Source organism: Pararcticibacter amylolyticus (genome assembly GCF_003130405.1).
Taxonomy (GTDB): Bacteria; Bacteroidota; Bacteroidia; order Sphingobacteriales; family Sphingobacteriaceae; genus Arcticibacter; species Arcticibacter amylolyticus.
The window spans coordinates 194,753-204,754 of sequence record NZ_QEAS01000012.1; the positions used below are offsets into that span (position 1 = coordinate 194,753).

11 protein-coding genes are annotated in these 10,002 nt (G+C 43.4%); 4 read left to right on the plus strand and 7 right to left on the minus strand.

Annotated features, from left to right (window positions below; all coding sequences use genetic code 11):
• Positions 1-10: 10 nt before the first annotated feature.
• Both rsmH and mraZ read right to left on the minus strand, forming a co-directional pair.
• Complete coding sequence (rsmH, locus tag DDR33_RS15615) at positions 11-913, minus strand: 16S rRNA (cytosine(1402)-N(4))-methyltransferase RsmH (protein WP_109416770.1); 903 nt, start codon at positions 911-913, stop codon at positions 11-13.
• Positions 906-1,370 (minus strand): division/cell wall cluster transcriptional repressor MraZ, encoded by a 465-nt coding sequence (mraZ, locus tag DDR33_RS15620; RefSeq protein WP_109416730.1) that lies wholly within the window; start codon positions 1,368-1,370, stop codon positions 906-908. The genes rsmH and mraZ overlap by 8 nt, the downstream gene beginning before the upstream one ends.
• Before the next feature lie 356 nt (positions 1,371-1,726).
• On the opposite strand from mraZ, the gene DDR33_RS15625 reads away from it, so the two are divergent.
• Positions 1,727-2,800 (plus strand): acyltransferase family protein, encoded by a 1,074-nt coding sequence (locus DDR33_RS15625; protein WP_109416731.1) that lies wholly within the window; start codon positions 1,727-1,729, stop codon positions 2,798-2,800.
• A gap of 149 nt (positions 2,801-2,949) precedes the next feature.
• Here the strand turns inward: DDR33_RS15625 and DDR33_RS15630 are convergent, their stop codons facing one another.
• Positions 2,950-4,140, minus strand: a complete 1,191-nt coding sequence (locus tag DDR33_RS15630; protein ID WP_109416732.1) for a phosphoglycerate kinase — start codon at positions 4,138-4,140, stop codon at positions 2,950-2,952.
• A 307-nt stretch (positions 4,141-4,447) separates the two neighbouring features.
• Positions 4,448-5,464: a type I glyceraldehyde-3-phosphate dehydrogenase gene (gap, locus tag DDR33_RS15635; RefSeq protein ID WP_109416733.1), complete on the minus strand. Its 1,017-nt coding sequence runs from the start codon at positions 5,462-5,464 to the stop codon at positions 4,448-4,450.
• Between the two features lie 170 nt (positions 5,465-5,634).
• Between gap and DDR33_RS15640 the strand changes: the two genes are divergently transcribed.
• Together DDR33_RS15640 and DDR33_RS15645 are read left to right on the plus strand one after the other, a co-directional pair.
• Positions 5,635-6,507, plus strand: a complete 873-nt coding sequence (locus tag DDR33_RS15640; RefSeq protein WP_158280766.1) for a cyanophycinase — start codon at positions 5,635-5,637, stop codon at positions 6,505-6,507.
• Between the two features lie 259 nt (positions 6,508-6,766).
• Positions 6,767-6,988 (plus strand): hypothetical protein, encoded by a 222-nt coding sequence (locus tag DDR33_RS15645; protein ID WP_109416735.1) that lies wholly within the window; start codon positions 6,767-6,769, stop codon positions 6,986-6,988.
• A 13-nt stretch (positions 6,989-7,001) separates the two neighbouring features.
• Here DDR33_RS15645 and DDR33_RS15650 read toward each other — a convergent pair whose 3' ends face one another.
• Entirely contained in the window at positions 7,002-7,502 is a 501-nt protein-coding gene (locus tag DDR33_RS15650) for a DinB family protein (protein WP_109416736.1), read from the minus strand.
• A gap of 209 nt (positions 7,503-7,711) precedes the next feature.
• On the opposite strand from DDR33_RS15650, the gene DDR33_RS15655 reads away from it, so the two are divergent.
• A complete protein-coding gene (locus DDR33_RS15655) occupies positions 7,712-8,704 on the plus strand; it encodes a YhdH/YhfP family quinone oxidoreductase (RefSeq protein WP_109416737.1) in 993 nt (330 codons plus the stop codon).
• Between the two features lie 127 nt (positions 8,705-8,831).
• Here the strand turns inward: DDR33_RS15655 and DDR33_RS15660 are convergent, their stop codons facing one another.
• Entirely contained in the window at positions 8,832-9,443 is a 612-nt protein-coding gene (locus tag DDR33_RS15660; protein ID WP_109416738.1) for a hypothetical protein, read from the minus strand.
• Positions 9,444-9,466: 23 nt separating this feature from the next.
• The coding region (locus tag DDR33_RS15665) for a DUF4251 domain-containing protein (RefSeq protein WP_238387822.1) at positions 9,467-10,002 on the minus strand (536 nt) is incomplete at its 5' end.

Here is a 10,002-nt window from a genome sequence, read left to right on the forward strand (position 1 = left end):
CCACTCCAAACTATACCTTCACCGCCACCCTCAGCTTCGCACTCCTAGCCCTGTTATTATTCTTTATCTCATCGTCCGAAGCAATTATCGCTTTCCGAGTCACAGGCTCAAGCGGCCGTATTTCATTTCCGTAAAAATCCTTCTCCACCTCACCCCTGAATTTCCCTTTTGCGATAAAATTCTTAACAAGCCTGTCCTCCAGGGAATGATAAGACATCACTACCAGCCGCCCGCCTGGCTTCAGAACCTCCGACGCCTGCGTCAGAAATTCCTGCAATGCTTCCAGCTCCTGATTCACCTCAATTCGTAAAGCCTGAAACACCTGGGCCAGGTACTTATTTTCCTTCCCTCGTGGAATCAACTTCCCCATCACATCTTTAAACTCAGACACTGTACTTATCTGACGGTTCAGCCGCGACGTAACAATTGTTTTTGCCAGCGACTTCGCATTCTGGATCTCACCGTAAATACCAAATATCTTATGAAGCTGCTCCTCTCCATAGGTACCAAGCACCTTTGCCGCCGTAAGAGATGACGACTGATCCATCCTCATATCCAGATCCGCGTCAAACCTGATAGAAAACCCCCGCTCTGGCTGATCAAACTGATGCGATGAAACACCAAGATCAGCCAGAATGCCATCCACAGGAATCGCCCCATATAAGCGGCAATAATTCTTCAAAAAGCGGAAGTTCTGATCTATGAAGGTTAACCGATCATCATCTGGAATATTCTTTTTCGCATCCTCATCCTGGTCAAAAGCAAGCAATCGCCCATCCTCATTCAAACTCTTCAAAATCTCTTTTGAATGCCCGCCCCCCCCAAAAGTAACGTCAACATATACACCGTCAGGCTTTATAGCTAAGCCATCCATACACTCTCTCAACATTACAGGAGTATGATAATTAATCATCAAACCTCCTTCCTGCTCCGCCCATTACCTCTTCGGCAAGGTTCGCAAAATTCTCAGGCTCATCATCCATCTGAAGATCATAGGCATCCTTTGCCCAAACTTCAATCTTATTGAACTGCGACGCAAGCACCACATCAGAACCCACACCTGCATATTCAAGCAATGACTTAGGAAACAACACCCTTCCCGCCGAGTCAAGAGTCAACTCTGTTGCCCCCCTAGTAAAATACCTGATAAACTCCCTCGTCTTCTTTTCGTACTGATTGAGCTTACTAAGGTCCTCCATGATCTTATCCCACTCTTTTCTCGTATAAACCACGAGATGTTTCTCAAAACCGCGATTTACAACCAACCCATCTTTCTCAGCTTCAGGCATTTGCTTCCTAAGACCGGCTGGTAACATCAGCCGTCCCTTAGCATCAAGCTTGCATTCAAATTCGCCTAAAAAATGAGACATTCGACAGTTTTGCTATTAAATCATTGTAAAAGTACGCACTTTTACCACTTTCTACCACAAATCCCCACAAAAAGTTTTCAACAGATAAAAATTTTCCATTTTCTCCCACTTCATCATCCAAAACAGCTTTCTGTATAGAGGCTCTGAGAATGACTGGTTTGGACAAACACTCCCCCGAAATCGCATTTTTTCGATACGCCTACGATCGAAGATGCCCCCAGAAGCTACCTCCTTAAGGAACGATATTAATCTTGAGACAAAACGGAGAAGAATTGATACGCTTTTGAAATGAATCGTCCCCCTATTGTTGCATCTTTGTCAGTCTGCAACCCAACTAACCATTGAATCAGTTTCGCATGGGCAAACATAACACCGCACCAAATAGCCGGGAGAACAAACAACACTTTAAAACCCTCGATGGCCTGAGAGGACTGGCAGCGGTCACTGTAGTGGTTTTTCATTTTATGGAAATAGCCGTTCCTGATTACAACGACAGCTTTATCGCACACGCCTATTTAGCCGTCGATTTTTTCTTTTGTTTATCAGGATTCGTCATCGCTTATGCCTACGACCAAAGGCTTCTTCAAACGGGGGCTCTGAACTTCCTCGGGCGGAGGCTGATCCGTCTTCATCCCCTGGTTATAATCGGCTCCGTCATCGGTTTGCTGATGTTCGTTTTTGACCCCTTCAGCAATCTCTATCAGAAATATAATGGCACTCTGTTCACCATGTTCATTACATCATGCCTAATGATCCCGTACCCACTTGTACCGGAACGCTATTTCAATCTGTTTCACCTCAATCCTCCCACCTGGTCTTTATTTTGGGAATATATTGCAAATATTTGCTATGCCTTTATTTTGATAAGATTACATAATAAAGCTATTTGGACTCTAACCATTATCGCTGCAATAATGCTGTTTTATGAAGCACACAGATCGGGAAATCTAGCTGTAGGCTGGGGAGGTGACAATATCGCCGGCGGAGGTATCCGGGTATTCTATTCCTTTCTGGCAGGTCTCCTTGTTTACCGGTCAAAATGGATCATTTCCTCCCGGCTGAATTTTCTAACAACAGGCCTGCTGTTAGTCTCCGTTTTCTTTATTCCTTTTAAACAGGAACTGAATCCGGTAATCGAGCCATTGATCGTGATCTTTTACTTCCCGCTCCTGGTCGCGCTTGGGGCCGGAGCAAGACAATCCACCTCCCTAAACTGGCTTTGTAAATTCTCCGGTGATATCTCATACCCGCTTTACATGGTCCATTATCCTTTCATATGGCTGTTCATGAGTTATGTTGAAATAAAAAAGCCAGCAATAAGCCAGCTCACCCTCGTCATGATATCGGGTACAATTTTATTAATCGTCTTTGCCTGGTTGGTTATGATCTTACTGGATAAACCAATCCGTGACCGGCTAAAAAAATCATAACGACCCTTATTGTTTTTCGCGGCTTTTTACGAAACTGATGGGACTTTCACCTTCCGCATACAAAAAGAAACACAAAAAAATAAGGCTGGCCTTACTCAAGACCAGCCATGCATATTATAATGATGAATAAGTTCCTGAATGATCAGAACCTATTCATTAATAGCTTTCACTCCGGGAAGCTCTTTACCTTCCATATACTCAAGTAAAGCACCGCCACCTGTAGAAACATAGCTTACTTTTTCTTCAAAACCGAACTTCGCAACCGCAGCAGCAGAATCACCTCCTCCGATTAAGGAGAATGCACCATTTGATGTAGCTTCCACAACAGCTTCAGCAACAGCCTTCGTACCGTTTTCGAATTTTTCCATTTCAAAAACACCCATCGGACCATTCCATAAGATCGTCTTTGAACCGCTTACTACTTCTTTATAAGTTTTAACTGCATCCGGGCCGATATCCAATCCCATCCAGCCGTCTTTAATATTGTCGTTTTTCGCGATGTCTGTATTGGCATCAGCAGCAAAAGCATCAGCGATAACAGAATCAACAGGCAATATCAGGCTCACGCCCTTTGTTTTTGCTTTCTCAATCAGGCTAAGTGCAAGATCCAACTTATCTTCCTCAACCAGCGACTTCCCGATATTACCTCCCTGGGCCTTGGCAAATGTATAAGCCATACCGCCTCCGATCAGAAGATTATCTACTTTCTCAAGCAGACGCTCAATCAATAAGATCTTATCAGAAACCTTAGCACCACCCATGATAGCTGTAAAAGGTCTTTCTGCGTTGTTAAGCACTTTCTCTGCATTTGCAAGCTCTCCAGCCATCAAATAGCCGAAGTATTTAGCATCAGGGAAAAACTTTGCAATAATAGCTGTCGAAGCATGAGCACGGTGCGCAGTTCCGAAGGCATCATTCACATACACATCGCCAAGTGTGCTCAACTTTTCAGCGAATTCTTCATTACCTTTTTCCTCTTCTTTATAGAAACGCAGATTTTCAAGCAAAAGAACATCTCCATCTTTCAAAGCTGCTGCTTTTTCTACAGCCTGTTCACCTATACAGTCATCAGCAAACTGAACTTCCTTTCCGAGAACAGAAGACAGATGTTTAACCAGATGCTTCAGTGAATATTTTTCAGTCGGGCCTTCTTTCGGTCTTCCCAGATGCGACATTAAGATCACAGAACCACCATCACTAAGGATCTTTTTGATAGTAGGCAGTGCGCCCTGAATACGGTTATCATCTGTAATATTAAAATCTTTATCGAGGGGAACGTTAAAGTCAACCCGGATCAGCGCCTTTTTTCCCGAGAAATTCAGATTGTCAATGGTTTTCATCTTATTTAATTTATATATATTATGTTGGTCTAAGAACTCGATATACTACCCGATGCCGTCTGCTAAAATAGCATAATTAAACAAACCTTATCAGAACAAACGTTACATAGACTCCTACCATACTGCCCAAACATAGTAACGTTTTGCAGTTCAAATATAAACGCCAAAATCAACAATCAGGTTTCTTATTCTCTTCCTTATGCAAAGGGCACCGCACCAAACCTGAAAAAGAAACAACAAAACATTGTATATCAGCACAATTCAAACAAAAAAATCAATTAATTGATTTTCGTCACAATAAGCAGACCTACTGTTTCACTGTCGCTTTCTTTTTACGAGAAGCTATTTTCTCTATCATATCTGCAAGACGGCTTGAATATCCAAACTCATTGTCATACCATCCCACAACCTTTGTTATATCACCTACCACAGAAGTCAGAAGCGAATCAAAAATACAGGAATGAGGATTATCCAGTATATCTACAGAAACAATTGGATCCTCTGTATATTCCATAATACCCATTAAGAACGTATCAGCAGCTTTTCTAAATGCAGCATTGATCTCATTTACGGTAGGTTGCGCTTTCAGGGTACAGGTAAAATCAGTTAATGAACCGTTCAGCACCGGCACCCTTATCCCTGCACCTCCCAGCTTTCCTTCCAGCGCGGGAAAGATAGAAGTAATAGCCTTTGCAGCTCCTGTTGTTGTAGGAATAATAGAGGCAGAAGCGGCCCTGGCCCTGCGAAGATCACGGTGAAGGCCGTCATGGAGATTTTGATCGCCTGTCATGGAATGTACTGTGGTAATATAGCCGTTTACAATACCCCAGTTATCCTCGAGAACCCTGATCATCGGCGCAATATTATTGGTAGTACAGGACGCATTCGAAAGCACAGACGCAGAGAAATCTATCACCTCATCATTTACTCCCAGCACCGCTACAGGCACATCTTTCGTTCCCGGTGGCGCAGAAATGATCACCTGCGCTGCACCTGCTTCCAGATGCAGCGCAGCTTTCTCCCTGTTTATAAATTTACCGGTGGATTCTATAACTATGTCAACACCAAGCTCCCTCCAGGGCAACTTCAGGGGATCTGCTTCAGAGAAAACGGCGCACCTCTTTCCATTTATCATTACCGAACGATCTTCAGCAAAAATGCTCCCTTTAAATCCTCTGTGTACACTATCGTATTTAACCAGGTGCGCCATTGTTAAAGGATCTGCCAGATCATTGATCGCCACTATATCTGCCGTCCCCCTTTCCGCCAGTATCCTGAGTACTGTCCGTCCTATGCGCCCGAAACCATTAATTGCAACTCTCATTCAAAAACACTTAAATACAGTCTTCCCTTCAAACACCATTTGCCGGACCATCCTTTCTTCCAGATCCTATCCCCGCCTCCGTCAAAGTTAGCTCCTCCTGACCAAAAACAATAATTCTTTTAAAGATAGGTGTAAACAAATGCGCAATGCACACAGTTAAACAAGGACCTATGAAAGAAGAGCCAATAAATGAGTGCCCCGTCCCCAAAGGTATCTTAATGATCATTGGAGGACATGAAAACAAGGGGGAGAATCCGGAAAAAGATCACAACAGAAAGAAAGAAGACAGGCTTTCGGTACTCAAAGTTTTTGTCTCCCTGATTAATTCCCAGGACCCCGTAATTGAAATCGTTACATCCGCGAGCAGTGAGGGCGACGTCTTATTCGGGGAATACCTCAGAGCATTCCATGATCTGGGCGTCAAGCGGGTAGGCCATATCCATCACGACGACAGGGAGAAGGTTTTACATGAAGCCGCGAGCTGCATAGACCGCATCAAGCAGACCGATGCAGTGTTCTTCTCCGGGGGCGATCAGCTCAAGCTGACTTTTCTTTACGGGGGAACGGAACTCCTGCTCTGCCTGAAACAACGGTATATCCGGGAGCAACTGGTTATAGGTGGTACCAGTGCAGGAGCTATGGCCATGTCTACCCCCATGATCTATGCGGGGAATAAGGATGTGCAGCAGATTGCCGGCGAGGTTAAAATCACCACCGGTCTCGAGTTCCTCAAGGATGTTTGCATAGACACACACTTTGTTGACAGAGGCAGGTTTGTAAGAATGGCACAGGTAGTGGCAACCAATCCAACATGTATCGGCATCGGCATCGAAGAAGATACAGCAATCATAATCCGCAATGGAATTGAAGCAGAGGTTTGCGGTACAGGAATTCTGATCACCATAGATGGGAGACATATAAGAAGTTCAAATATTACGGAGTTCGGAGATAACCCAAAGGTAACCATCCGGGATCTTCATGTGGACGTGCTATCTGAAGGTAATTCTTTTATCATCCCTCAAACCAACCCTCCCCATATTTAGTTCTTTAAATACCAGCATCACATCTATGAAGAAAGAAGAAATTATGATCACCCACTGGAAGCGGATTCATTTCAGTGATACACCTGTCGAAGTCATGCTGCTTTCTTCTATTCTCACATTAAAACCATCTGGAATATTGTTCGTTCTACCAGGAGAAAAACATTAAAAACGAACACAACCATCTAACGCACTGAAATTGTTATCGGAACTGAAAGCAAATTAACATTTGAAAATTAAAGGATTACCCAATACGAATAGTATGAGCAAAATAAATAATCAAAGCGACAAACCCGAAAAGTTAACGCCACAGGATTCGGGACGTAAGCACATCTCCCATCCTGAAGATGAAGAAGATGCGGTACTAAAACCTGAAGACATGGACTACACAGAAGAAGAGGCAGACTTCAGGGATCCGGCAAAAACAAAGGAAGAAGGGGAACAACCTGTTACCCCCGTTAAAACACCCCCTAAAGACGTGTAATAATCGCCCTTTGTTATTCCATGGCCGGCATTCCAATGGCGGCCCATTCCTCTTTCGACGGTCCATAAATACCTGGTACAGCCATTCCAAGTAAACGCATTACCACCGTCATCTGACTTCTGTGATGAGCCCCGTGAGCAACAAGCACAGACAATATCTTTCCCTTTTTCCAGTTCTCTCCGTACATATTTACCTCTTCTTCCAGGGAAGCATCTGTCCATTTCTCCCGGATCAGTTCTGCCAGCTTTTTGCTGTTCAGCAAATAAGCTTCGGAAATTTCTTTCATAGTTGCCGGCGCCGGTCTGTCCTCCAGTGGATCATGCTCAAACAGGCCTGCCTTTTCACCCATCTCTGTAATGGTTTGAGTAATATGCCATGCTAGTCTTTCAAGCGAACGTACATCCGGATGCACTTTTTCTCTCTGAGAGCCTTCTCTAACGGCCAGAAAAATCTTTTCAGTAAAAATATCTTCCTGTTGCCAGTCAGTGATAAAATCTTCTAAAACGCGATACATGTGAGTTAAATTTTGATACACAAACCTATCAAAATTTCTATTGCTTTACTAAATACTTCTGTCGCTCAGCAATGAAGTCTGATGAATCAATAACCACCATATCTGTCCCATCCATTCATTACTCTTTCTTAGCCCTATAATTTTGAACCATTCTTATTACATTTGAGTCTTTAAACGAGAGAAAGCTCCCTATATCCTAAAATATTTATATGTCATTTAAAGCATTTGAAGTATCAGAAGGCCCGGATAACGGATATCGTTCATCTGTAGTAAATAAGTCTGTTGATGATCTGCCCCCGGGCGAAGTGCTGATTAATGTCCAGTACTCGTCGCTTAATTACAAAGACGCACTGTCTTCATCCGGGAATAAAGGAGTTACAAAAAATTACCCTCATATCCCGGGAATCGATGCCGCCGGCATTGTAGAAAAAAGCGCCGATCCCCATTTCCTTAAAGGAGACAAAGTGATCGTCACAGGTTATGATCTCGGAATGAACACTTCAGGCGGATTTGCAGAATATATCAGGGTACCAGCTTCATGGCCTATCCGCCTGCCCGAAGGATTAAGCCGCAAGCGAAGTATGATGTACGGCACAGCCGGACTCACTGCCGCACTATCCGTTTACAACCTCAGGAAAATGGGAGTATCGCCCCCTAATGGCAAGGTTGCTGTCACCGGAGCAAGCGGAGGTGTCGGCAGTATGGCCGTTGCTATTCTCAGTCACCTTGGATACCATGTCACCGCTGTAACAGGAAAGAAAGACGCTGTAAACATGCTGATAGATCTTGGAGCAAAAGAAGTCATCCCCCGCGAGGCACTTGATGACCAAAGCAAAAAGCCTTTCCTGAAAGCACAATATGCCGCAGCTGTCGATACTGTTGGCGGCAACATCCTGGCAACTGTATTGAAAAGCCTTCATTATGGCGGCGTTGCAACCTGCTGCGGACTTGTTAATTCACCGGATCTGCATACCACCATTTATCCCTTTATTTTAAAAGGCGTCCGCCTGATCGGAATTGATTCCGCTCTTTGCGATCATGCACTGCGAAAAGAAGTATGGGAACATCTTGCAACCGACTGGCGGCCCGCAAAAATGGACAGGCTTATAAATACCTGTAAGCTCGAAAACATCCAGGAACATCTTAACAAAATGCTCCGCGGGCAATTATCCGGACGCTACATTGTAAAAATCTCCTCCTGATAAAGAGACTATTAGACAATGAACTTAAAATAAATTCAATATTTTTTGGCAGATATGCAAATAACACTATATTTGCTTTCGATAAGGTTTAGGTGCCTCGACTACACCCATTGTAGCGGGGCTTTTTTTATTCTACACGCCTGACATCGCTTTCACAGAGCTTATTTGCATAAGAACTCAACTCAAAAGCCATTTCGCTGAGCATAGACACATTCACATCGGTATCATCCAGAAGCATTAAGCTTTCATTAGTCGGAAAGTATAGTTCGGGCTCTGCATCATCATCCACCAATACCACTCCGTGAGACAAGGAGTAACAGCAGCAAAGGATATTGAAAACTATATAATGCGTATAACCCATCAGATCATCAATCAATTGTTGATAACCGGGGCATTCTGCATCTGCAATTCCGGATACAAACTCACTTCCATGCCCATTTTCCAGTGCCTGCCGGAGTTCTTCATCACTGATATTATTGAGGTTCTGAATACTATCTACCGTTGATTCGACTATACGCATAGCCATCATCATCGTCTTGACGTTGTCATCATCAAGCGACTCAAGCAAAGCCATGTCAAACGGAAAATCATCCCCTTCTTTAAAAACAGACTTCAGATCTTTTAATTCATCACACAAGGCAGTATTAATGCCATAAAAGTAGAGCTCGCTGTAAAAGGTGCAAAGCAGACAGGCAGTATGGACAATCTGTTCACGATAATTGAATATTTTTTCAGGCATTGATGTATCTCCAGGCGGCAAAGCTATCCTTCTTTTTTACTTTTTTCTTTATTTTTCTCATAATACCCATTAAATGAGATTGGCTGACGGTTATTATCAGTCACCTGAACAGATCCATATCCACTTTCCGATATATAAAAGGTAAGTTGTTGAATATTCTGAACATCCCTGGGTTTAACAACAATATCCCATCCGCCTCTTTTCCTATTCTTCGCAATATATTCAAAATCTTTGGAAGTAAATTTGATTCCACCTTCAGAAGGGTTCATCGGAGCCGAATAGGCTCTTCCGAAATAAGGAAGAAAACAAATAAGCGTATCCTTTACCACCTTTACATCATATTCGGAAGTCAGCTGAAAAGAACTCCCCCCCATCGGCAGAGCAAACTGCGCCTTAAAAACAAAGTCCTTCGAATTAACCAGTTGTTTTATTTCAGCAGCTTTCTTCTCCCTTACCTCCTTTTTCAGTTCCCTGACCTGCTGCGCAAAACCCACACTTGCAATCGTAGAAACTGCTCCAAGGATCATTAAAATCTTCGAGTAATAAAAAATAAATCTGC

What these genes read in the sequence shown, in the direction of transcription:
- rsmH (WP_109416770.1), bottom strand. Translation starts at nt 913, where the DNA reads ATGATTAATTATCATACTCCTGTAATGTTGAGAGAGTGTATGGATGGC.
- mraZ (WP_109416730.1), bottom strand. Translation starts at nt 1,370, where the DNA reads ATGTCTCATTTTTTAGGCGAATTTGAATGCAAGCTTGATGCTAAGGGA.
- DDR33_RS15625 (WP_109416731.1), top strand. Translation starts at nt 1,727, where the DNA reads ATGGGCAAACATAACACCGCACCAAATAGCCGGGAGAACAAACAACAC.
- DDR33_RS15630 (WP_109416732.1), bottom strand. Translation starts at nt 4,140, where the DNA reads ATGAAAACCATTGACAATCTGAATTTCTCGGGAAAAAAGGCGCTGATC.
- gap (WP_109416733.1), bottom strand. Translation starts at nt 5,464, where the DNA reads ATGAGAGTTGCAATTAATGGTTTCGGGCGCATAGGACGGACAGTACTC.
- DDR33_RS15640 (WP_158280766.1), top strand. Translation starts at nt 5,635, where the DNA reads ATGAAAGAAGAGCCAATAAATGAGTGCCCCGTCCCCAAAGGTATCTTA.
- DDR33_RS15645 (WP_109416735.1), top strand. Translation starts at nt 6,767, where the DNA reads ATGAGCAAAATAAATAATCAAAGCGACAAACCCGAAAAGTTAACGCCA.
- DDR33_RS15650 (WP_109416736.1), bottom strand. Translation starts at nt 7,502, where the DNA reads ATGTATCGCGTTTTAGAAGATTTTATCACTGACTGGCAACAGGAAGAT.
- DDR33_RS15655 (WP_109416737.1), top strand. Translation starts at nt 7,712, where the DNA reads ATGTCATTTAAAGCATTTGAAGTATCAGAAGGCCCGGATAACGGATAT.
- DDR33_RS15660 (WP_109416738.1), bottom strand. Translation starts at nt 9,443, where the DNA reads ATGCCTGAAAAAATATTCAATTATCGTGAACAGATTGTCCATACTGCC.